Origin of the sequence: Yoonia sp. SS1-5, assembly GCF_038443705.2 — a bacterium.
Classification (GTDB): Bacteria; Pseudomonadota; Alphaproteobacteria; order Rhodobacterales; family Rhodobacteraceae; genus Yoonia; species Yoonia rhodophyticola.
The window spans coordinates 1,668,529-1,691,200 of sequence record NZ_CP151767.2; the positions used below are offsets into that span (position 1 = coordinate 1,668,529).

Below are 22,672 nucleotides of genomic sequence, written 5' to 3' on the forward strand. Positions count from 1 at the left end.
CTGTCACCGGTTGCGAAACAATGAATTTTCTCCTTTAAAATAAATGACCTACCCGGAAATACGCCAGGTGTCGTAGCGGTGAATTGCACAGGATTGACACATTTACCCGCCGCGACACCCAAGGTGACGCCGCGTCATGCGCGATTGGCCAACCCGCTGTTTCGCCAATGAATTTCCTGCAGAGAATCGTGTTTCGTTGTCTTCGACGTACGAAAGTACCTGTTCCGTCTAGACCGGGGCAACAACGCGCAGCTGTGGTGGATCGGTTGCTGCCTGAACGCTTTGCGTCTGGTAGGGGTAGCGCAGAAAAATAATCGCCGGGTTTTGCAACCCATGCGTCGTGATCGTTTCAACAAGACGCGTCGGCGCACAGGACACGGTCTGCTGCGTGGGCATCTGTGCGTGGCTGACGATATGCACCTCAACCACCCGCCCCAGCCCGGCCGCGATGACCGCATTTTCAATCTGTTGCGCGGTATTCACACCCATATAGATCGCGATATTGGCCCCTTCCCGCAGGTGGCCGACCCAATCTGGCACCCGCCCCGCAACGGCGCTTTGCCCCGTGGTCAAAACCAGCGTGTCGGTCGCGTGTCGGTGCGTCAACATCTGCCCGGCACACGCCGCAGCAGCGCTTGCGGCCGTGACACCGGGAACAATCTCGTAGGCGAGGCCGGCATCCTCGAGCGCGGCAAGCTCCTCTGCCCCGCGTGCAAAAATACCCGGATCACCGCATTTCAGGCGCACAACCCGTTTGCCTTGCAGCGCGGCTGCGACAATCACCGCGTTGATCTTGTCCTGTGGCCAGGTGTGGGCGCCGGGCGTTTTGCCGACAAAAACCCGCTCTGCATCCCGGCGGGCAAGTTCCAGGACCTGCGGGTCGACCAACCTGTCGTAGAATATGATATCCGCCTCTTGCAGCCGCTGTACGCCGCGCAGTGTGATCAGGTCACGCGCACCCGGCCCGGCGCCCACAAGGGAAACCGGCGCAACCACGGCTTGCCCAAAATCACCGGTCTTGATGGCCTCCTTGATCATTGAGGCCGCGTCACGTTCGGCCCCCCGTTTATGCGCCGCCCGTGCGGGGCCGTTAAACACCCAGCGCCACAGATCACGGCGCTGGCGCGGTTGCAGGCGGGCGGCGGCCCGGTCGCGCAACCGACCAGCAAGTGCTGCCAAATCACCCAGGCGCGGCTCAAGCAGTTCTTCCATCCGCGTCTTGATCTGACGGGCCAGAACAGGCGCTGTGCCTTCTGTCCCGATTGCAACAACCACGGGGTCCCGATCAACGATGGAGGGCGTGATCGCGTCACATAATGCTGGTTGATCAACGACATTGACGACAGCGCCCGCCGCCTTTGCCAATGCGTGCAATGAGGCATCAAGCCCGGGACAACCGGTGGCAATAAAACACAAGGCCGCATCTGCAAAACTGTCAGTATCTATCGGCGCGGCCTGCCACAGGATCCGTCCCGACCGGTGCAGATCGGCCAATTCAACGTCAAGTTCAGGTGCCAGAACCCTGATTTCAGCCTCGGTCTTCAGCATCAGTCGGCATTTTTGCGCAGCCTGCTCGCCGCCCCCGGCGATCACCACGTGCCGACCGGCCATCGTCAGAAACATCGGAAAGGTTTTCATGCCCGCATCCTCATCGCATCATACCGCTTGAGCCAAAGTTCCGCGGCCAAGGCATCGGCGGCCGCAATTGATGGCGCCGCCCCCAAAGTCCATAGCGCGAGGCCCGCGGTCCCAATCACGGTCTGTTCCGCGAACGGGTCGTCTTGCCCACCAAACCAAAGTGCGGCGACATCAACAGGGCGGTCAGGTTCATGCAGTTTGCGCGTTGCATCCAAAAGCGCCGGTGCGGTTGTTTGCTGATGCTGCCCCTGTCGCAGGCCGTAAACCTGCAATGCCTTCCCGGGATGCCGTTCGAACTCGCCGCCACCCCCTTTGATCACGCTCAGGTCGCTCTTGCCCAGCGCAACCGCAGCCTGGGCCTGCAAGCCGCGATATGAGGGGTGAAAAACACCCTGTACCGTGGCCCGGGCCTCACTGGGGTTCCACATCCGGCAGACCGTGTTGACGCAGGACCGCAGCCCAAGCAGATCACGCAACTGCAAAAGCGCAAAAAGCTGCGGTGCATGGTCTTCAAGTGGCAAGTAGCGGATCGGCCCGGCATTCAGGCCGACCGGAATATCCAGCTGTGCAAGCGCCTTACGGACATTTGCGGCCTGTCCCTGATGCGAATTCCAGCCATGCAGAACAACACGATAACCCGCAGCAGCCACAAGTCTGGCTGCAAGCAGAAACAAGGGCGCGCCACGGGTTCGGCCAGCCGCATAACACGGCCAATCCAGTTCGGCGGGGCAAGCAACCTGCGCATAAGATCGGACCGCAGCCGTAAAGCCCGCAATTTCGGCGGCTGTTTCGCCGCGATATCGCAAAACCATCAACAGCGCGCCGACAGCCTGAGGGCTGGCGGACCCTGACAGCATGATCCGCATGGCATCAAACGCTTCGTCCTGTGTCAGCGACCGACCACGGCCGGGCCCACGCGCCACAATCTGCACATATGGCGCCAGTGCCGTCATTCCGCAGCCATCGGCAGTTGCATTCGGTCAAGCAGGGCTGCCAGTTCGGGCTTGCAGGAACCGCAATTTGTCCCCGCGCATGTCACCTCTCCGATGCGTTCGACGCTTTGCGCGCCGGCAGCCGCCGCAGCACGCAAAGTGTTCACCCCTACATTGAAACAGGCGCAGACCGTCGCACCGGGGTCAGGTTTGTCCGCTGCTGTCCGTCCTGCCAAGGCAGCCAGCCCCCCTACCGCAGATCCGATCAGCGAGGCCGCATGCTGCCGGTTGACGACCACAGGATCAGTTGCCGCAAAAAACAGCGCCGAAATGCGGCCATCGACGATGATCGCAACCCGGGTCTGGCCGGTCGCGGGATCATGCAACGTGGCGGCATCGCCATGCGATATGGCGGTGATTGTGCGCGCCTCGGCCTCCCAATCCATGGGCAGTTTGTACCCGGCGCATTCCGCCTGCCATCCGGTACGGGTGCGGGCAATTGCGTGATAGGGACGGGTCGGTGCCATCTGCGCCGCACTCACAGCAAACCCATACCAGCCTGCGTCAAACCGGGTGGCGGTCACCTGAGCGCCCTTTAATGCCGGTTGGCCCGAGACAGGATCAACCCCGATTGCGGGAATACTATTCACAAGACCCGATGTGGCGGTTTGCCGTGTCCAATGCATTGGGGCAAAGAGTGTGCCGGGCGCAACCCTGTCGCTGATCAGCACGCGGAAAATCTGCCCATCGCCCAGCGCCAACAAGTCCGCAGGTGCAACACCCAATACCGTCGCGTCTGATGGGTGTATCTCGGCATAAGGTTCTGCCAAATGCGCGCCGAGGGTGGCTGATTTGCCGGTACGGGTCATCGTGTGCCACTGATCCCGGATACGGCCCGTGTTCAGCCGGAAAGTAGGCGTCGTCAGCGCGGGCGTTTTCAACGCAATCATTCGGGCCTTGCCGTCAGCGTGAAAAAACCTGCCATCTGCGAAGAAGCGCGGTGATTGACCGACAGGCCACTGGGTTGGCGGCAACGCGTCATAATCCGCGTTTGCCAACGGGGTCAGATCCAGATCCTTGCCAAATTGCCTGCTCAGCCTGGTCAGGGCTGCATATTCGCGGAAAATGTCCGCAGGCCCCGCAAAATCAAAGCCATCAAAACCCATGCGCCCGGCGACATCGCAAATGATCTGCCAGTCAGGGCGGGCCTCGCCCGGGATGGGGAGAAAGGCGCGCTGACGCGACACGCGACGTTCGGAATTGGTCACCGTACCGCTTTTTTCGCCCCACCCTGCGGCCGGAAGCAACACATCAACGCAATCGCCCGTATCGGTGCGGGCCATCATGTCGCTGAGGACAGTAAACGGGACGTTTCTGATCGCATCGGCAACTGCGGGCGCGTCCGGCATACTGACGGCGGGATTGGTTGACATGATCCACAGCGCCTTGATGCGCCCGTCTGCACAGGCCTTGAATAGATCGACTGCTTTCAAGCCCGGCTTGGTGCACATTGCAGGGCTCTGCCATGCCGCCTGCAATGCGGCACGGTGATCGGCATCCTCAATATCAAGATGGGCGGCGAGCATATTGGCAAGACCGCCCACCTCGCGTCCGCCCATGGCATTGGGTTGGCCGGTGACGGAAAACGGGCCCATCCCGGGTTGGCCGATCCGACCGGTTGCCAGATGGCAATTGATAATTGCATTGACCTTATCGGTGCCGGATGTGGACTGGTTGACGCCTTGGGAATAGACAGTCACAACGCGTGGGGTGCCGGCCCACAGCTGGTAAAACTGCTGCAGGGTCTGCGGCGTCAGCCCGGTATCGCGCGGGTCACTTTGGCGGGCGGCAGCGACGGCATCGCGACATACGACGACATGGTTGTTGAGGTAATCCAGATCAATCGCCTGCGTATCAACCAGATGCGCGAGCAGCCCGTTAAACAGGGCCACGTCGCTATCGGCCTTGATCTGCAAATGCAGGTCGGCAAGCGCCGATGTGGCTGTCATCCTGGGGTCGATATTGACCACGCGCAGGGCGGGTCTGGCTGCCTTGGCCGCAGCGATCCGCTGATAAAGAACAGGGTGACACCAGGCCAGGTTCGATCCGACAAGGACGATCAGATCAGCCTCATCCAGGTCTTCATATGTGCCGGGCACCGTATCCGTGCCAAAGGCGCGCTTGTGCCCGGCCACGGTTGAAGCCATGCAAAGCCTTGAATTGGTGTCGATATTTGCGGACCCGATATAGCCCTTCATCAGCTTGTTGGCGACATAATAGTCCTCGGTCAGCAACTGACCGGACCCGTAGATGGCCACACTGTCCGGGCCATGTTGGCTGATCGCGGCTGTGAACCTGTCTGCGACCAGATCCAGTGCAGCGGTCCAATCGGCACGGCGTCCGCCGATCTGCGGCGCGAGAAGACGACCCTGGATATCCAGGGTCTCGCCGAGCGCCGACCCCTTGGAACACAACCTGCCGAAATTGGCTGGATGATCCGGGTCCCCCTCAATGCGGCCGTCGGGCGACGCAAGAATACCGCACCCGACACCGCAATAGGGACAAGTTGTGCGGACCTGTTTCACGCCGCAGACCGCGCCCGAATGAAACCGGCATCCAACAACACGCGCCCATCAGCAACCCGGGCCGGATAGGTCGCAACCTGCCCTTCATCATTGCCCTGCACCAACCCGGTCTCTAACGAGATGACCCAGTTGTGCAGCGGACAGGTCACAGCCTTGCCGTGCACGATGCCTTCGGCCAGCGGCCCTTGTTTGTGCGGGCAGGCATTGTCCAGCGCAAAGACCGCATCATCCGCGGTGCGGAACAGGGCCACACATCCCATCCGCGTCTTGACCAGGCGCGCACCCCGGGGGGCAATATCGTCCAAGGCGGCGACATCAATCCAGTCGGTCATTCCGCGGCCTCCAATGTCAGGTTTGCAATCGGTTGATAGGTCTCTGCCTTGCGGACATGTTCGGCCCATGGATCAACGCGGTAGACGCTTTGCGACAGCTCGAACCGGTCCACCAACGCCTGACGGATGGTCAGGTCTTCGATCTGTTCCTTGACCCATTCCAGCCCGACCTTGCCGATCCATTTATAGATGCGGTCCAGATATTTGGCGTTTTCGCGGTAGGCCTGCGTGACGGCCTTGATCACGTCGATGGATTCATCCTCGGTCGCGACCTGGATCAGGAATTCGGTTTCCTTCACATCCATGCCAGCGGCACCACCAATGCTGATCTGATAGCCGCTATCGACACAGACAACGCCGATATCCTTGCAGGTGGCCTCGGCGCAGTTGCGGGGGCAACCCGACACCCCCAGCTTCAGCTTATGCGGCGTCCATGACCCGTGCAGGGTCTTTTCCAGCTTGATGCCAAGGCCCGTACTGTCCTGTGTGCCAAACCGGCAATGATCGGTGCCGACGCATGTTTTAACCGTGCGCAACCCCTTGGAATAGGCATAGCCAGACACCATGCCCGCATCGTTCAGATCCTTCCAGATGTTCGGCAGGTCCTCGCCCTTTACCCCCAACAGATCAATACGCTGGCCACCGGTCACCTTCACGGTCGGGACCATGTATTTATCGGCCGCATCCGCAATCGCGCGCAGCTCATCGGGGGTTGTTATGCCACCCCACATGCGCGGTACGACGCTAAAGGTGCCGTCCTTCTGGATATTGGCGTGCTTGCGTTCATTGATGAACCGCGACTGGGGATCATCGGCATATTCCAGCGGCCAATCCGCAAGCAGATAGAAATTCAGGGCAGGCCGGCAGACATGGCACCCGCAGGATGTCTTCCATCCGCATTCCTGCCAGACGGCAGGCATGGATTTCAGCGCGCGCGATTTGATCAAGCGGCGGACGTCTTCATGGGTCATATCCGTGCAACCACAAATCGACTGCGCCGCCGGAATAACAAAATCATCACCCAAGGTTACCGCCAGAACCTGTTCAACCAGCCCTGTGCAGGTCCCGCAAGATCCAGACGCCTTGGTGACTGCCCGAACCGCACCCAGATCAGTTGCGCCATCGGCAATCGCGTCTTCAATCTGACCTTTACAAATGCCGTTGCAGCCGCAGATTTCCGCATCACGCGGTAAGGCTGCAACGGCTGCTAACGGGTCCATGGGGGTGCCCCCCTGATAGGCCGGACCAAAGATCAACGTATCGCGCATTTCCGAGATATCGGTCTTGTCGCGGATCAGGCCAAAGAACCAGTTGCTGTCAGCCGTGTCGCCATACATGACAGCCCCGATAACAACGTCCTTTTCGATCACCAGACGGCGATAGACCCCACGGGCAGGATCGCGAAAGACGATATCCTCGCGCCCCTCGGCATCCGCAAAATCACCCGCACTGAACAGATCACAGCCGGTGACTTTCAGCTTGGTCGACAATTCCTTTTGAACAAATGTCGCCTCTTGCTGCATCAGCGTCTTTGCCGCCACCGTGGCCTGATCATAGAGCGGGGCAACAAGGCCAAAGATCGCGCGATCATGTTCAACACATTCGCCGACGGCCAGAATATCGGGATCAGAGGTGACCATCTGATCGTCCACATGAATGCCCTTGCCCACGGCAAGCCCACAATCCTGCGCGAGTTTTACATTCGGGCGAATGCCCACAGCCATCACCAGCAAATCACAGGGCAGTTCAGTGCCGTCATCCAAAAGCAGTGCCTTGACCTGCCCGTTTTCGCCCAGAATTTCCTTGGAATTGGCCTGACATCTGACTGTGATGCCCTTGTCGATCAACGCCTTGCGCAGCAGATATCCGGCCGCCTCGTCCAGCTGGCGTTCCATCAAATGGCCCATGATATGCACGACAGTGACATCAACACCGCGGGCGGCCATGCCTGCCGCTGCTTCCAACCCCAGCAGGCCGCCACCGATGACAACAACCTTGTTGTCAGGGCCAAGCGCCATCATCTGCTGGGTGTCTTCCAGATCGCGATAGGCGATCACCCCTTCCAGATCATGCCCCGGCAGGGGGATCATGAACGGGTTTGACCCGGTACCAAACAGCAATTTGTCATAAGACAGCACGTCGCCATTTTCGGCCGTGACCGTTTTGGCCACGGGATCAATCTTGGCAATCCGCTCGCCAAAGCGGCAGGTCACGCCGTTTGCGTCATACCATTCAGCGTCATGGGTGATGATCTCTTGATATGTCTTGTCACCGGCCAAGACGGGGGACAGCATGATCCGGTTGTAATTGCCGCGCGGTTCGGCGTTGAACAGGGTGACGTCATAATCGGCATCCGCCTCGAACAGATGTTCCAGCGCCCGCCCCGTGGCCATCCCTGCCCCAATGACGATCAGTTTCTGGGTCATTGCATTCACTCCGCGGCTATTGCTGTGGGTTTTGGCTTGGGTGTCGCGCCATGTTCGTATTCCTCCAGGAAATCGAGCACTTCCTGCCGGTATGCGTAGTAATCAGGATGCTCCAGCAGGGCCTTGCGGGTCCGTGGCCGTGGCAGGTCGACATTGGTGATCTTGCCGATGGTTGCCTGGGGGCCGTTGGTCATCATCACGACGCGATCAGCAAGCAAGATCGCTTCATCCACATCATGGGTCACGCAAATCGCGGTCACCTTGGTGCGTGACCAGACCTCCATCAGGACTTCCTGCAGCTCCCAGCGGGTCAGACTGTCGAGCATGCCAAAAGGCTCATCCAGCAGCAGCAATTTGGGCGACAGCGCAAAGGCGCGGGCGATGCCAACGCGCTGTTTCATACCGTTGGACAGGTCCGCAGCACCCTTGTTCATGCTGTCAGCAAGGCCAACCCGTTCGAGGTAGTATTCAACAACATCCTGCCGTTCGGCCAGGCTGGCCCGCGGGTAGACCTTGTCAACACCGATGGCCACGTTTTCCTTTGCCGTCAGCCATGGAAACAGGTTGGGCGACTGAAACACGACAGCACGTTCCGGGTCGGCGCCTTCGACGTGACGCCCATCCAGCTTGATCGCCCCCTTGCTGATTTCGTTCAGGCCTGCGGCCATGGTCAGCACGGTTGATTTGCCGCAACCGGAATGGCCGATCAGGCTGATAAACTCGCCCTTGTTGACCTTGAGGTCGAAATTTTCGACAACCGTCAGCGGGCCTTTCGGAGTTGGATAAACCTTGTCGAGTTGAGAGAAATCCAGAAAGCGGTTTTCGATCATCCCTTCCTGCGATTTGGCGACGGCTGCAGGCACCCCATGGATCGGGGTCACATCGGGCAGTTGCCGTGTGCCTTCAACCTTGGCTTCGATCCCCACATCCATCAGATAGCGGGTTACATCGGCGCGCAGACGTTTAAAGGTCTCATCGTGGTTCATCGCGATCCGATCGCGCGGACGGGGGATGCTGACCTTGAATTCTTCGCCCAACGTCCCGTCGGGGTTCAACGCGATGATCCGATCCGCAAGGATGATGGCCTCGTCTACGTCATTGGTAATCAGGACGCAGGTCTTCTTGTCCGCTTCCCAGATATGTTCAATCTCATCGGCCAGATTGGCGCGGGTCAGCGCGTCAAGGGCGGATAGCGGCTCATCCAGCAACAGCACTTGCGGGTTCATGGCAAGGGCACGGGCCACATTGACGCGTTGGCGCATTCCACCTGACAGCTCGGCCGGGCGCCGGGTGGCCGCATGGCTGAGACCCACCATCTTGACGTAATGCGCGACCTTCTCGGCCCGTTCTGCCTTGGTCAGCTTCGGGAATACCGTATCCACCGCCAGCCCGACATTGCCGCTAACCGTCAGCCACGGCATCAAAGAATAACTTTGGAAAATCACCCCGCGCTCTGGCCCCGGCCCCATGATGGGGGCGCCCTTGAACGTCGCCCTGCCCGTGGTCGGATGGTCCAGACCGGCCAGCATGTTGATCAGGGTCGTCTTTCCGGTGCCGGAAAAACCCAGAAGGACAAGGAACTCCCCTTCCGCGACTTCAAGGTCGATATCCTTGAGGACAGCGGTGGCATGGATCCCCTCACCAAAGCTTTTTGAGACATTTTCAAGTTTCAGGATGCTCATGCCGCTCACCGGTTATTCGTGAAGGTGAAAAGGGATTGGAGCGTGAACATGATCCGATCCAGCATGAACCCGATGATGCCGATGGTCAGCACCGCGACCATGATCCGGGCCAGCGATTGGGAGGATCCATTCTGAAACTCATCCCAGACGAATTTGCCCAAGCCGGGGTTCTGTGCCAGCATTTCGGCGGCGATCAAGACCATCCAGCCGACGCCCAGCGACAGGCGTAAGCCCGTGAAGATCAACGGCAATGCAGATGGCAAGACCAGCTTTGTGATCTTGGTGTAGGTGTTCATTTTCAGGACTTTGGAGACATTGACCAAGTCCTTGTCGATACTTGCGACGCCAAGGGCCGTGTTGATCAACGTCGGCCATAGCGAACACAGCGTCACCGTGATCGCGGATACAAGGAAGGATTTGGCGAAGAACCCGTCATTGGCGTAGGTCGCCGAGACGATCATGGTCACAATGGGCAGCCATGCCAGAGGGGACACAGGCTTGAAGATCTGGATCAGCGGGTTCAAGGCGGCATTGGCAGTTGCGCTGAGCCCCGCCATGATGCCAAGCGGGATGGCAACAATAGAGGCGATCAGGAAACCAAAGAAGACGGTTTTGATGCTGGTCCAGATTTGGTCGTAATAGGTCGGTTTGCCGGTATAGACCCGGTCGCGCACCTTGTCCGGTTCGCCATTGGCGATGTGTTCGGCATTGCGGGTCTCCTGACGGTCGTAGAATGATGCCTCTTTGTCGGCTTCGCGCTGCGCATCAGCGTGCAGGGTTCCAACCTGTTCCCAAACCTGCAAGGGGCCGGGGATCGCCCCCAACGAGGTCTGGACCTTGGGCGCAAGGGTCCCCCAGGCGATCAGGAAAAGGCCAATGGCAAAAAGCGGGATACCAAGAAGCCGCCAGATTTCAGCCGCCTGCGCCTTGGGGTTGTCTCCCGCAATAGCCTTGAGAATTGGCGTCAGCCACGCCAGGCCAAGCACCTGAAACCAGGCATCAGCCTTGTTGATCCGGGTGAAACGGCGCGCCCGGCGGGCTTCGGTATCGAGGGTGTCGGGGTCGATGGCGGTCATCGCAAGCTCCTGATTTTCAACGGGGATGGGTTGAAACCCATCCTACGATGTCGCGACGCCGTAGGATGGATCTTGATCCATCTAGCCTTGGATTTCGCTTCCTACGATTGTCTGCGATCCCTTCAGGCCAATTGGCAGACTGTCGAGATATGCATTTGGCTGACGTCCGTCATAGGGGATGCCGTCAATGATATCGGCCGCTGGTGTCGGCGCCTTGAACCCGTCGCTATCCCAGGGAAAATCGGCCTCGTTCGCGAACCCCTCGTCAACCAGCATCCGCGCTGCTTCAAGATAGATGTCCGGACGATAGACATCCCGCGCAGTCTCGAAAAACCACTCATCGGACTTGGCCTCGGGGATTTGGCCCCAACGACGCATCTGCGTCAGATACCAGATCGCATCGGAATAGAACGGATATGTGGCGTTGTACCGAAAGAATACGTTAAAGTCCGGCGCCGGACGCACATCGCCCTTCTCAAATTCGAAAAAGCCGGTCATCGAATTTGCAATGACATCATAATCGGCACCGACATATTCCGAGCGGGCCAGGATCTCGACGGCCTCAGGACGATTGGCGTTGTCATTTTCATCCAGCCAGATGGCCGCCCGGATCAAGGCCTTTGTCAGGGCAATGGTGGTGTTGGGGTTCTCTTCGGCAAATTCCTTGGTGATCCCGAAGACTTTCTCGGGGTTATTCTTCCACATGTCGTAATCCGTGATGACCGGCACGCCGATGCCCTTGAACACGGCCTGCTGGTTCCATGGCTCGCCCACGGCATAGCCGTAGATCGTGCCAGCCTCCATCGTGGCAGGCATTTGTGGTGGGGGGGTGACAGATAGCAGAACATCAGCCCCGATCTGGCCCGAGATATCCTGTGGAGAATAATAACCCGGCTCCAGCCCGCCTGCTGCCAGCCAATAGCGGATTTCGTAATTGTGGGTGGATACAGGGAAAACCATGCCCATGTTAAAGGGCTCGCCCCGGTCATTGTAATCCTCGACCACAGGCGCCAGCGCGCTTGCGCTGATCGGGTGTTGCGGGCGTCCGTCATCCATCAGGGGAACGTTCGGCTTCATCTGATCCCAGATTTCGTTCGACACCGTGATGCCGTTACCGTTCAAATCCATTGAGAACGGGGTAATGATATGCGCCTCAGTGCCGTAGCCGATTGTGGCCGCAAGCGGCTGACCCGCCAACATATGCGCGCCATCCAGCTGACCACCGATCACACCATCCAAAAGCACCTTCCAGTTGGCCTGCGCCTCAAGCGTGACAAACAGCCCCTCATCTTCAAAATACCCGTTCTCATACGCAACGGCGAGCGGCGCCATATCGGTCAGCTTAATGAAGCCGAATGTCAGATCCTCTTTTTCCAGATCAAGTGTCTGGGCCATGGCAGGCGCGCCCATCAGGAAAGTGGTCGCAAGCGCCCAATGCAGTGTCTTGGTCATTTCTTGTTCCTTTGCGTCGGTTCGGAAAACAAAAAAAGCTGCTCGACTAAACCATGCGGGAGGGAGGGCATGATCCGGTCGAGCAGCTTTGCTCTTTGCGTATCTTCGACATCGAAGACATGAGAGAGAGGCATCATCGCCCCGCTTGGACCTAAGTTGCCACAGGATTTTTGGCGGACCATCCCTTTCGTTGCTGCGATTGCAAAAACACCGCTGCGATGCAGCATTTTGCCTATTTTTTGATCACTCAGGCGTGTCAAAGTCGAAAGTCGCGCCATTGAAAAACGCATCAGGGCCCAGAATCATATGTCCCTTGGTCGATGCGACTGCCGTTGGATACCGCATCGCCCCTTCCAATTTGGCCGACGCACCGGGCATATCCACACCTGACGGCCCCAGATATGTCCGAAAAAGATCGCTGCGAAAGCTGCCAGTGCTCTGGGCCGCTGCCGCGCCCAATTGCGTCCCGATCCACGCAGCCTGACTGCGCCACGGAAAATTCGCGGCACCTGCATGAAACCGCAGGAAATGCGGTGTCTGCACCGGCGCGGCACCCAGACGTGTCACGATCTGCCCCCGGATCGCGTGATCAATGACATGACCGGGGAGGTCCAGATGCTCGCTTCGTGCAAGGATTTCCGTCGCCAGGGCGTGGTTGTCGGGACGGTCCAGCCATTTTGCGGCCCGATAAACGGCGCGCATGACCGCACCACATGTCTGCGGGTTATTGGTGACCCAGTCCCGGCGCGCGCCCAGCACCTTTTCGGGGGCAAATTCCCAGATGGCACACATGGGCAGGATCAGCTCGCCCACCTCGCCGGCAACCGCCATCGACCCCCATGGCTCACCCACGCAAAATACATCCAGCTCGCCCGCGGCCATGGTCTCGGCCATCAGGGGCGGCGGCGTTGTAATGATCTCGTAGCAACCGGGCGTATATGCCGGGTCGGCCCGCATCCAATATTCAAACAACAGCCGGTGCATCGAAAATGGGAAAGGTATGCCCACCCGCAACGGGGCGTCGGCTGCCTTTAACAGGGCAGAGGCGGTCCCGCGCGGGTCTTGAAAGGCACCGTCCCATCCTTGCGCCCGCATCCCGTCGGCCAAGGCATTCGACACCCCGACAATGTTGCCGTTGACCGACAGCACCATCAGCGCATCAATCGGGGCCGCCAACCCGCCCAGCCCCAATGACATCGCGACCGGCATCGGCGACAGCATATGCGCGACATCCAGATGCCCAAGCGCAAGCAGATCCCGCAGCGCCGACCAGGATGGCTGGCGCAACAGGTTAAGCCTGATCCCCTCATCCTCGGCAAACCGCAATTCGCGGGCGATGATCAGCGGCGCACTGTCAACAAGCGGCACATAACCGCAATTGATATGGTCGCGTGTCATCCCAAAAGCTCCGACGCGGTCACCAGCGCCTGTGCGACATCAATGACCTTGCGGCCCTGATCCATCGCCGTTTTTCGCAAAAGCTGATAGGCCTCATCCTCGCTGATCCCTTTGGCCCGCATCATGATGCCCTTGGCCCGGTCCAGCGTTTTGCGATCCTCCAGCGCCTGCTTGGCAGCATCCAGTTCCGAGCGCATCTGACTCATCATCTGGAACCGGGCAATCGCGGTCTCAAGCACCGGCTTGATGCGCGCCTTTTGCAATCCGCCGACCACATAGGCGCTGAGCCCGGCGGCAATAGCCGCTTTGGTCATTTCGTCATCAGACCGGTCAACAAACATGGCCACCGGACGGCCGCGCGCATCAGAGGCGACGCTAAGCTGCTCAAGCGTATCCCGGCTTGGATGCGCCAGATCAATCAATACCAGATCGGGGTCGATCTCGGTCAGCCGCCGGGCCAGTGCCGTCGTTTCGGCAAGGACGGTGACATCAGACCAGCCGCCTTCATGCAGCGCGTCAATAATCTCGACCGCGCGGGTCCGGTCAGGCTCGACAACGACAATTTTGATCCGGCTATTCACCGCGCCGTTCTGAGCCTGCATGCGGGCGGACGAAAGGGCAAAGGCGGGGCCGCAACGTTGCATACCGGTTTTGCCTGTTTGTTAGGCAATTTCGGCAAGGCCTGCGTAGTGCACGACCATCATCAGGATCTGCCGGTCCGGCCCAATAATGTTGGCGCATACGACAAAACTGTTTGGACAGCCCGGAAACGATGATATCCTGACAGTATTTGATAAAGGAGTTTGGCAAATGAATTTTACATTTCGCCAGGAAGACCGTGTGGGCAAGCTCCATACCGGGCTGGGCGAGGATGTTCTGGTGCTGCAGCGATTTGAGGGCGCAGACCATGTGAACGATCTTTTTGACTACAGGGTCGAGGCGCTTTCACTTGAGGCCAATATAGATTTCGACCAGTTGATCGGCACGCATATGACCGTCGAGCTGGGCACAATGCACCACGATGCCCGATATTTCGACGGCATCGTGACCGAGGCAGAATGGGTCGGCACAAACGAGACGGCCAATGTCTATCGTTTCCAGCTGCGCCCCTGGTTCTGGCTGGCTGACAAACGCCGCAACCAGCGGATTTTTCACAACATGACCCCGGATGCCATTATCGGCGAGGTCTTCAGTTACTGGGCCGGACAATGCGACGCCGCCGTCGATACCCGGCTGGTCGAAACATATCCGGAACTGGAATATACGGTCCAATATCAGGAATCAGACCTGAACTTTGTCCGCCGGTTGATGGAACAGTTCGGGATGAGCTTTCATTTCAAGCACGAAGAGGGCAGCCATACGCTTGTGCTGACCGATAGCCTGCTCGAATTTGATCCGATCCCTGGTGATACCCGCACCTACAACCCCAATGAGGGGATGGAGCAATCCGAGGGTGAATATTTTTGGAAGTGGAAACCGAAACGGCATCTGACCACGGGTGCGGTTCGCATGACCGACTATAATTTCAAAAAACCCAACGCCACGATGGAGGCCGATCACGTCAGTGACGCGGCCTATGCCCAGGGCCAGATCGAAACCTATGACTATCCGGGCGATTATCTGGAGCTGGACGATGGCAAGACCCTCAGCCGGCTGCGCACCCAGCAAGAGCGCAGCGCCGATTATCGCCATATGGCCACCGGCAACACGATGAGCCTGGCATCGGGGATGACCATGACGCTGGCGGGCGAGCACGCGGAAGGCGTCGCAGACATCGAATATCTGTGCCTTTCGGCCCATCACACATTTCTATCTGAATCCTACGGGTCCGAGGCCGGCGGGTCGGATGAAAGCTATACCGGCCAGTATGCATTCACACCTTTGACCGCGCCCTATGCCCCGCAACGCGTCACCCCCACCCCGCGTATTCACGGCCCGCAGACGGCAACGGTTGTTGGCGAAGGTGAAATCGACTGCGACGAGTTCGGCCGCATCCTTGTGCATTTTCCGTGGGATCTGGCGGGGGCCAATTCGATGCGTTGCCGTGTCGCCCAGATTTCTGCGCATCAGGGATGGGGCGCGATGGTGCTGCCCCGGATCGGTATGGAGGTCGTCGTCGAATATCTTGATGGCGATCCGACCAAGCCCCTGGTCACCGGTTGCGTCTATAACGGCAGCAACATGCCGCCTTATGAATTGCCCGCCAACAAAAGCCAAAGTGGGTTTTTGTCCGTCAGCCACGAAGGATCGGGCCGCAACGAGCTGCGGTTTGAAGATCAGTCCGGCAGCGAAGAAATCTACATGCACGCGCAAAAGGATCACAATACAACGATCCTGAACAACGAGACCCACAGCATCGGGGTGGATCGCAGCAAAACCGTCGGCAATGACCAGACCGAAACCATCGGGCATGACAAGACAATCACCGTCGGCAACAACCATACCGAAAGCATTGCGGTCAACAAATCCATGACCCTTGGTCAGCACCACGATGAACGGATTGGCGGCGCGATGAGCATTGCAGTCGCGCTTGGCATGAGTACTGCGGTGGGCACAGCCCATTCTCTGACCGTCGGGGCCAATGCCAGCCAGCAGGTCGGCAAGGACAAATCCCTGACCGTATCGGGGAACGAGGCGATCAATATCGGCGGCAATCAGGCCACCCAGGTTGGGGCCAAGAAAACCATCGTCGTCGAGGATGAATTGAGCATCCAGGTCGGCAAGGCCAAGTTGCTGATGAAAAAGGATGGCACAATCACCCTGACCGGCAAGGACATCACCATTAACGGGGACGGCAATGTGTCTGCCTCCTCCAAGAAGAAAGTTGGCATCAAGGCCTCGTCCAGCGTGACGATCAAGGGCTCGAAGCTGAATATGAACTGACCTGTTTTTCGATTTGACCAGACTGGATTTTCAAGATGAACAAATTATCAAACGACGCCTTTGGCGCTGAGACCGCACCGGTCACACCCGAACCGCAGCTGACACAGGATGAATTGCAGCAACTTCGCGCGATCCTGCAGGTCGTGCAATATGACGCCCCAAGCGAGACATTGCGGATCGCGGCAGGCAAGGCCAGGCTACTGGTGCGCAAGGACGGGTCGGTCCGGATCGAAGGCAAGCGGGTGACGGCGATGTCGCATGGCACGCTTGTGTTGAATGGTGCAGCGATCGAGCTGAACTGACATGCCGGTCACGGTCAATATCAACGGCATATCGCTATCGCATAAGGGCTCTACCGGGGTGGTGACGGCCACGATCCCCGATGTGTGCAAAACACCCAGCCCCGGTGGCCCTGTTCCCATCCCCTACCCCAATATCGCATTCTCAAAGGATCTGGCAAAAGGCACCACAACCGTGACCGCCGATGGCAGCAACAGCTGTGCGGTCAAGGGGTCCGAATTTTTCATGTCCATAGGCGATGAACCTGGCACAGCCGGGGGCGTCAAATCAGGCACATTCAAAGGCAAGGCCACATGGCTGACCTATTCGATGGATGTCAAACTTGATGGCAAGAACGCCTGCCGTCTGACCGACAAGATGCTCATGAACAAGGGCAACACGGTGTCGATGGGTGGTGAACTGCAGGCCCCGGTGACACCAAGTGCGATCAAGGCTATGCGCGATCACCTCTGCGAGCTTGCCTGCGAATGCTATGAGGAAGGCAAGGGCCAGGCCTGCCTGAACAAGAAGATCGAAAAACAGCACTACAAGGGCAAATACCCCAAGAAAGACAGCTATCTCTGGCGCGAAGTCAGCATGGAAAAGAAGGGCGGAAAATGGGGTATCGTCAAGCAGAACAAGGGCAAGGGCCCGATGCCATCCAGCAACCCCTTCACACGAGGCGGCGGCATCCGTCCGGATGCGGTTGCGGTGGATGGCAGCGGCAAGCCGCAATGCATCTTCGAGATGAAGTTCCCCGGCGACACCCTGCGTGACAGCCAAAAGCGACATCCCAACAGCAAATACAGCAAAGCCGCCAAGCAATTTGGGGTCAATTACGACGTGATTGACGATTGCCCCTGTTTCCCGAAACCAAAAAAACGCAAGAGTGCCGCAGGCAAGACATCAAAGAGCAAGCGCAAAAAGACCGTCGCGGCGGGTGCCGCCGGACCGGCCAGCGTCGGCGGAATTGCCGGGAAATAAGACCAGATGAGCATGGACAAAGACCAGATCAAAGAGCTTGGCAACCTCGCCATCGGCTTTCACGACGCGCCGGACGAACCCGCACTCGATTTTTCGATGCAGGCGCTTTTGGCGGTTGATCAATCCGATGATCCGCAGAAACGGGCCGCCGTGCTGGATGTCTTCGCAGAGTTCCAAAAGACCTTTGCGGATGATGTTGGCGCCTATCAGAAGCGAAACGCAAATCGCCTGTCCCCGATCAAGGGCGACGGGTTTGTGGATTATTACCGCAAGCTGATGGCTGATCTGGACCCGGCCGAGGATGAATTCTCAATTCATCTCACCGATCCCGATATCCCGCCCAGCCATGCCGCGCAGGCCTTTCTGGCCGGAACCGACGATCTGGACGAGGTCCCCTATTCCACGGTCATGGCCCATGTGCCGCTGGAATGGTTCGCCGATCATGATGCGGAATGGATCGCGCTGATGCTGGATTGGTGCAACCGGCTGAAACCGGTCAAGGGCACAATCGGCATCGCCATGACCACAGAGGCGGGCATGATGCGCGCCCGTTTTCGCGAACAATGGCCATATCTGGCCCGGTTTCCGGGGCTCGATGATGAGGTCGCGTTTTTTGAGGCCAATTGCGTGACCGGCAAGATCGGGTCCGTGAACTGGCTGACGATCCTCAATGATGAACTGCTGGCCGGAATTGGCGGATTGGATGATCTGACAAGTGCATTGGGTGATGCCGCGAAAATTCACAAATGGGATGGCGGCGTCCTGATCCAGGCGGGCGATCTGCCGGATATCGGCGACCGGAACGCTGATTTGTGGCCCACGGCCTATTGCGCTGTGAATGACGCGCTGCGCCCGATCCGGTTCGAGGACTATCCCAACACGCCGATGGCCTTGCTGAACGTGCCGGAACCGCTGGACCCTTATGAAGAAACGCTGCGCTGGGTGCGCCGGTTTGATCGCGAGGAGTAACTGACACCATGTCGGAGCCATTCTGCCTTGCCTTTTACGCGCCGATCAATCCCGACCAGTTTCCCGCCGCACTAACGGCACCGGTAACCCCACCGACAACATTCAATGATTGGGATATGTTGGGGCAATATATCTATGCCAGCGACTTGCGCGAAACACCAAGCACGGCAGGCAAGTATCTGGATCAATTGCGCGCTGGCAGCGCACCGCAGATGGGCTGGCATTTCGCCTATGACAAGCCGACAGGTTACCTGACAGGCATGTCGCTGTTGTGGACAGACAGCATGCCCGAAATCATCGGCGGGTTTAACGTGCTGCGACAATTGCTCGCCACGGCCGGAAACGGGCAGGCGGGATATGTGCTCGCCCATGGTTTCGCTTTTCCGGACAATGGCACGCTGGGCGGTATCGTGACGCAGAATGGCCGGTCAGAGGTCCGGCCTGCACAAGATGACCAGATCCAGCGTGGGGTCCGGCATGCGACACCCCGTGCAAAGGATATGTTGATGCAGGCGCAGGCTGCGCATCAGACAAGCACTGACACCGTCATCATGGGTACATTGGCGCTGGACGAACTTGATCTTTTGGCGGGCCGGTAGCGGCATGTGGGAAATACGCAATCGCACCCCATTCAAGACCGCAGGCGCATTTGAACGCGATACCAATGGGCAGGAGGTATGGTGCGTTGCGGTTCGGGCCAGTTTCGATATCGGCCCTCAATCTGCGCTACGGATCGCGGAGGATCAGCAGGATGTCCGTGTCGCACCTGAATATCTGCCGGGCGACGGCGCCGAACTGGCCGCCGAGCAGGATATTGTGGCCTTCGCAACGGCGACCGATCTGTTGATTACTGGAACAATCGGGGCCCCGGCCAAGCCGGTATCAAACTGGCCACTGAAACTGGCGCGCGACGGCCAGATCAAAACCGCCGAGTTGACCGGAACCCGCATCGCACGCAAAGGGCTGCTGGGCTGGAAAGTCGAAGAACACAGCCCGGTTGCAGACACGCTGATCAGCTGGCGTCATTGCTATGGCGGCACGCTGGAACCGCATCATCCTGAATGGCATCCGGCCAATCCCATCGGGACGGGGATGCAAATGCAACTTGGCGCGGGCGGTGAACGCGGCGCCGAGATCATGTTGCCGCGCATCCATCACCCCGGCACCGATATCATGTCCTGGGGGGCGGATACGACGCCGATCGGGTTTGGACCGATTGCACGCAACTGGACCCCGCGCGTCGGATATGCCGGCACCTACGATGCCAAATGGGAGGCGGAACGATCACCGCTCTTGCCGCGCGATTTCAACCCGCTCTTTTTCAACACCGCGCCCCCTGACCAGATCGTGCCGGATTTCCTGCACGGGGGCGAGACGATTGCGCTGGACGGCTTTTTCACGACCGGCCCGGTTCAGTTCAAAATCCCGCAATTGATCCTGACCGCCCGGACATTGTTTCGCAATCAACCCATCGACACCCGGTTCACCATGTTGCGGGCCGAGGTCGATCTGGACAGCCGCCAATTGCGGTTGGTCTATACCACCAAGGTTGCCTGCAACGGCGATGATGCGGGGATCGCGTACAGCACCGTTCGGCTCAAACAGATGACAGGTGTGGCGGTATGAAGGTCGCGCTGGATATCCGGGCCGCCGGGCTGATCAGCCCCGCATCAGGCGTACTCCATAGCGCCGCGCCGGAAATCCTGGCCGGAACGGCCTATCTGGAACGGCATCCCAGCTTTGTAGGGCATGATGGCCTGCCGCAGACCGGCGGCTTTGTGGCCGGTTGTCTGGAAGAGCGCGATCCGATTGCGCGGCTGGGTTATCTTCTGGCGGCGGCCTATGCGGGGGCGATGGCGGACCTGCCAGAGGATATGCCTCGCGATGAACGCTGGCACCTGTTTCTGGCGCTGCCGGCATGGTTGGAACATGATGCAGCACGGCTGCACCAGTTCAAGACACTGATGCCCACGATGGGGCTGTCACGCATTGGCGGCCTGACCTACATCTTTGGCGGGGCTGTCGCAGGCGTAAAGGCCACCGATGCTGCGGCGGACGCTTTGGCCAGTGGCGACGTGAGTGTTGCAATGGTCGCTGGCGTTGACAGTCTGGTGGCACCCTTGGTTCTTGACCGACGGGCGCTGGCCGGTCTCGCCAATGTGCAGACCAATCCTTACGGCGTTGTTCCCGGCGAGGCCGGCGCCCTTCTTGTGGTGCAAGCCGCAGATCCGGATGACCGCCCGTTCATGGCGCGCCTGCACGGCACCGCTATCGGCACAGAGCAGGCCCGCCTTGACGATCCCGAACGCGGTATCATGGGACGGGCCATGACCGATTGTCTGACCAAGGCCAGCGCCGGGCAAGCCACGCCGGGTGCGCTGCTGTCGGACTTCAACGGAGAACGGCACAGGGGCGAGGAAACGGGCGTCGTATTGACCCATCTGGCAAATGACGCGCTTGCGGATCCGATCTGCCCGGCCACTGCCATCGGGGATGTGGGTGCGGCCACGGCTCCTGTCTACTGCGCACTGGCCCCTTGGGCGCCCACGGTCGGCTCGCTTCATCTGCTTGCGGCACTTGGTGACCGTGATGGGCCTCGCGGCGCGCTATGCATTGAGCGGCGCCGTTAGGGTCAGGCCAAAACGTCATATTGGAAACAGCCCCGACTGACCGGGCGAATTGTCAGCGGGCGGTCAACACAAAACTGCGCAAGCGGGGCATTCAGCCTCTGTGCGCGCTGGATTGGGCTGAAACGCTGTGCTTTTCTATCGCTGTAAATACTGGACCGATTTCATGAGTACCCCGCCGGATATCGAAACATATATCGCCGCGATTGCAGCCGGCGATCAGGACAGCCTGGCAACCCTTTATAACGCCACATCGGAAAAACTGTTCGGCCTGACATTGTGGATATTGGGCAACCGTGCCGATGCCGAAGATGCATTGGTCGATACCTACCGCAGCATTTGGCAGGCAGCGGGCAAATACCCCCGCAACGGTCTGGGTCCCATGACGTGGTTGCTGACGATTGCCCGCAACACCGCCGTGGACAGGTTGCGGCGGCGCCAGATTGGGCCGCGCGGTGGCCGCGAAGATCTGGACGATATCGCCGCAATCACCGCCCCGGCCAGATCACCCGAGATGCAGAGCGGTGCGGCAGGCGCGCGCAGCCAGATCGCAAACTGCCTGGATAAGATGCCAAAGGATCGGGCCATTGCGTTGCGGCGGGCCTATCTGGATGGGCAGACTTATGTGGATCTGGCGGATCGGCTTGACGTCTCGGCCGATACCTTGCGCGCGCAGATGTCCAGTCATCTTGCTGCGCTTCGCGGCTGCCTCGACGCAGGCGACGATCAAGACCACGGCGCCGACGCGGTCCTGACCGCGGAATATGCGCTTGGGCTTCTGACCCGGGCCGAAGCCGCCGATCTCGAGGCGCGGCTGACGGCCGAACCGGCCCTGTCCCAATTGCTGATCAACTGGACCGAGGATCTGGCCCAACTGACCGATCCGATTGGGCCAGTGATCCCGCCTGCGGCCCTTTTCGATCAGATCGGATTGCAGCTATTCGGACCCAAGGTAACACGCTGGTGGCAGCACAAGGCGGTGATTTGGTTGGCCGGTGTCGGGGTCGCCGTGGGTGCAGCGCTGTTGATTGTCAATCTGCTGCTTGGACCCAGCAACGCGGCGCGCAACGACCTGTTTGCCACCATCAGCGCCGCTGATCGGTCGGTGATCCTGGATGTTGCATTTGACCCCGATAGCGGGGTCCTCGCCCTTGACCGGACAGCCGGGACTGCATCGGACGATCATGTCCTGACGCTTTGGCTTGTGCTTGAGGATCTCGCGCCGATGCCATTGGGACCATTGCCGACGGCCACGTCCGGGCGGCTTACGGTCGATGATCAATATCGCCGGCTGGTGCCGGGTGCTATTCTGGCCATCAGCGAAGAACCCATAGGCGGATCACTGGCGGCCGGGCCACCCAATCCATGGCGGGCCCGCGGACGGATCGAGTAAACCGTTTGCCAATAGC

19 protein-coding genes are annotated in these 22,672 nt (G+C 59.3%); 8 read left to right on the top strand and 11 right to left on the bottom strand.

Annotated elements, in window-relative coordinates:
• Positions 1 to 228: 228 nt before the first annotated feature.
• The 11 genes from cysG to AABB31_RS09960 form a co-directional block, all read right to left on the bottom strand.
• Positions 229 to 1,638: a siroheme synthase CysG gene (cysG, locus tag AABB31_RS09910; protein WP_342078306.1), complete on the bottom strand. Its 1,410-nt coding sequence runs from the start codon at positions 1,636 to 1,638 to the stop codon at positions 229 to 231.
• A complete protein-coding gene (locus AABB31_RS09915) occupies positions 1,635 to 2,591 on the bottom strand; it encodes a glycosyl transferase family protein (protein WP_342078305.1) in 957 nt (318 codons plus the stop codon). Before AABB31_RS09915 ends, cysG begins: the two co-directional genes overlap by 4 nt.
• The gene (locus tag AABB31_RS09920; RefSeq protein WP_373635697.1) at positions 2,588 to 5,155 is read right to left on the bottom strand and encodes a molybdopterin-dependent oxidoreductase; all 2,568 of its coding nucleotides are present in this window, start codon (positions 5,153 to 5,155) and stop codon (positions 2,588 to 2,590) included. Before AABB31_RS09920 ends, AABB31_RS09915 begins: the two co-directional genes overlap by 4 nt.
• A complete protein-coding gene (gene nirD / locus AABB31_RS09925) occupies positions 5,152 to 5,487 on the bottom strand; it encodes a nitrite reductase small subunit NirD (RefSeq protein ID WP_373635698.1) in 336 nt (111 codons plus the stop codon). The genes AABB31_RS09920 and nirD overlap by 4 nt, the downstream gene beginning before the upstream one ends.
• Positions 5,484 to 7,913 (bottom strand): nitrite reductase large subunit NirB, encoded by a 2,430-nt coding sequence (gene nirB / locus AABB31_RS09930; RefSeq protein ID WP_342078304.1) that lies wholly within the window; start codon positions 7,911 to 7,913, stop codon positions 5,484 to 5,486. The genes nirD and nirB overlap by 4 nt, the downstream gene beginning before the upstream one ends.
• A gap of 5 nt (positions 7,914 to 7,918) precedes the next feature.
• A complete protein-coding gene (locus tag AABB31_RS09935; protein WP_342078303.1) occupies positions 7,919 to 9,595 on the bottom strand; it encodes an ABC transporter ATP-binding protein in 1,677 nt (558 codons plus the stop codon).
• Positions 9,596 to 9,600: 5 nt separating this feature from the next.
• Positions 9,601 to 10,671: an ABC transporter permease gene (locus tag AABB31_RS09940; protein ID WP_373635699.1), complete on the bottom strand. Its 1,071-nt coding sequence runs from the start codon at positions 10,669 to 10,671 to the stop codon at positions 9,601 to 9,603.
• A gap of 81 nt (positions 10,672 to 10,752) precedes the next feature.
• Positions 10,753 to 12,123 (bottom strand): CmpA/NrtA family ABC transporter substrate-binding protein, encoded by a 1,371-nt coding sequence (locus AABB31_RS09945; RefSeq protein WP_373635700.1) that lies wholly within the window; start codon positions 12,121 to 12,123, stop codon positions 10,753 to 10,755.
• Positions 12,120 to 12,383, bottom strand: a complete 264-nt coding sequence (locus AABB31_RS09950; RefSeq protein WP_342078302.1) for a hypothetical protein — start codon at positions 12,381 to 12,383, stop codon at positions 12,120 to 12,122. Before AABB31_RS09950 ends, AABB31_RS09945 begins: the two co-directional genes overlap by 4 nt.
• Positions 12,367 to 13,521, bottom strand: coding sequence for a CmpA/NrtA family ABC transporter substrate-binding protein (locus tag AABB31_RS09955; RefSeq protein WP_342078301.1), 1,155 nt, complete (start codon positions 13,519 to 13,521; stop codon positions 12,367 to 12,369). The genes AABB31_RS09950 and AABB31_RS09955 overlap by 17 nt, the downstream gene beginning before the upstream one ends.
• Positions 13,518 to 14,123 (bottom strand): ANTAR domain-containing response regulator, encoded by a 606-nt coding sequence (locus AABB31_RS09960; protein ID WP_373635800.1) that lies wholly within the window; start codon positions 14,121 to 14,123, stop codon positions 13,518 to 13,520. The genes AABB31_RS09955 and AABB31_RS09960 overlap by 4 nt, the downstream gene beginning before the upstream one ends.
• Positions 14,124 to 14,331: 208 nt before the next feature.
• Here AABB31_RS09960 and AABB31_RS09965 point away from each other — a divergent pair, with 208 nt between their 5' ends.
• The 8 genes from AABB31_RS09965 to AABB31_RS10000 all read left to right on the top strand — a co-directional run bounded on the left by AABB31_RS09965 (position 14,332) and on the right by AABB31_RS10000 (position 22,656).
• Positions 14,332 to 16,404: a type VI secretion system tip protein TssI/VgrG gene (locus AABB31_RS09965; protein WP_342078300.1), complete on the top strand. Its 2,073-nt coding sequence runs from the start codon at positions 14,332 to 14,334 to the stop codon at positions 16,402 to 16,404.
• A gap of 35 nt (positions 16,405 to 16,439) precedes the next feature.
• On the top strand, positions 16,440 to 16,706 hold the full coding sequence (locus tag AABB31_RS09970; RefSeq protein WP_342078299.1) for a hypothetical protein: 267 nt from the start codon (positions 16,440 to 16,442) through the stop codon (positions 16,704 to 16,706).
• A 1-nt stretch (position 16,707) separates the two neighbouring features.
• Complete coding sequence (locus AABB31_RS09975) at positions 16,708 to 17,667, top strand: PAAR-like domain-containing protein (RefSeq protein WP_342078298.1); 960 nt, start codon at positions 16,708 to 16,710, stop codon at positions 17,665 to 17,667.
• A 6-nt stretch (positions 17,668 to 17,673) separates the two neighbouring features.
• Entirely contained in the window at positions 17,674 to 18,636 is a 963-nt protein-coding gene (locus tag AABB31_RS09980) for a type VI immunity family protein (RefSeq protein WP_373635701.1), read from the top strand.
• Between the two features lie 8 nt (positions 18,637 to 18,644).
• Complete coding sequence (locus tag AABB31_RS09985; protein ID WP_342078296.1) at positions 18,645 to 19,235, top strand: hypothetical protein; 591 nt, start codon at positions 18,645 to 18,647, stop codon at positions 19,233 to 19,235.
• A 4-nt stretch (positions 19,236 to 19,239) separates the two neighbouring features.
• Positions 19,240 to 20,262: a DUF2169 domain-containing protein gene (locus AABB31_RS09990; protein ID WP_342078295.1), complete on the top strand. Its 1,023-nt coding sequence runs from the start codon at positions 19,240 to 19,242 to the stop codon at positions 20,260 to 20,262.
• Entirely contained in the window at positions 20,259 to 21,266 is a 1,008-nt protein-coding gene (locus AABB31_RS09995; RefSeq protein ID WP_342078294.1) for a hypothetical protein, read from the top strand. Before AABB31_RS09990 ends, AABB31_RS09995 begins: the two co-directional genes overlap by 4 nt.
• Positions 21,267 to 21,429: 163 nt before the next feature.
• Positions 21,430 to 22,656: a sigma-70 family RNA polymerase sigma factor gene (locus tag AABB31_RS10000; protein ID WP_342078293.1), complete on the top strand. Its 1,227-nt coding sequence runs from the start codon at positions 21,430 to 21,432 to the stop codon at positions 22,654 to 22,656.
• Positions 22,657 to 22,672 lie beyond the last annotated feature (16 nt).

Bases quoted from the DNA above. Each gene is read 5' to 3' on its own strand.
- cysG (WP_342078306.1), bottom strand. From the start codon at position 1,638: ATGAAAACCTTTCCGATGTTTCTGACGATGGCCGGTCGGCACGTGGTG.
- AABB31_RS09915 (WP_342078305.1), bottom strand. From the start codon at position 2,591: ATGACGGCACTGGCGCCATATGTGCAGATTGTGGCGCGTGGGCCCGGC.
- AABB31_RS09985 (WP_342078296.1), top strand. From the start codon at position 18,645: ATGTCGGAGCCATTCTGCCTTGCCTTTTACGCGCCGATCAATCCCGAC.
- AABB31_RS09960 (WP_373635800.1), bottom strand. From the start codon at position 14,123: ATGCAGGCTCAGAACGGCGCGGTGAATAGCCGGATCAAAATTGTCGTT.
- AABB31_RS10000 (WP_342078293.1), top strand. From the start codon at position 21,430: ATGAGTACCCCGCCGGATATCGAAACATATATCGCCGCGATTGCAGCC.
- AABB31_RS09975 (WP_342078298.1), top strand. From the start codon at position 16,708: ATGCCGGTCACGGTCAATATCAACGGCATATCGCTATCGCATAAGGGC.
- nirB (WP_342078304.1), bottom strand. From the start codon at position 7,913: ATGACCCAGAAACTGATCGTCATTGGGGCAGGGATGGCCACGGGGCGG.
- AABB31_RS09980 (WP_373635701.1), top strand. From the start codon at position 17,674: ATGAGCATGGACAAAGACCAGATCAAAGAGCTTGGCAACCTCGCCATC.
- AABB31_RS09995 (WP_342078294.1), top strand. From the start codon at position 20,259: ATGAAGGTCGCGCTGGATATCCGGGCCGCCGGGCTGATCAGCCCCGCA.
- nirD (WP_373635698.1), bottom strand. From the start codon at position 5,487: ATGACCGACTGGATTGATGTCGCCGCCTTGGACGATATTGCCCCCCGG.
- AABB31_RS09955 (WP_342078301.1), bottom strand. From the start codon at position 13,521: ATGACACGCGACCATATCAATTGCGGTTATGTGCCGCTTGTTGACAGT.
- AABB31_RS09940 (WP_373635699.1), bottom strand. From the start codon at position 10,671: ATGACCGCCATCGACCCCGACACCCTCGATACCGAAGCCCGCCGGGCG.
- AABB31_RS09945 (WP_373635700.1), bottom strand. From the start codon at position 12,123: ATGACCAAGACACTGCATTGGGCGCTTGCGACCACTTTCCTGATGGGC.
- AABB31_RS09990 (WP_342078295.1), top strand. From the start codon at position 19,240: ATGTGGGAAATACGCAATCGCACCCCATTCAAGACCGCAGGCGCATTT.
- AABB31_RS09965 (WP_342078300.1), top strand. From the start codon at position 14,332: ATGAATTTTACATTTCGCCAGGAAGACCGTGTGGGCAAGCTCCATACC.
- AABB31_RS09935 (WP_342078303.1), bottom strand. From the start codon at position 9,595: ATGAGCATCCTGAAACTTGAAAATGTCTCAAAAAGCTTTGGTGAGGGG.
- AABB31_RS09970 (WP_342078299.1), top strand. From the start codon at position 16,440: ATGAACAAATTATCAAACGACGCCTTTGGCGCTGAGACCGCACCGGTC.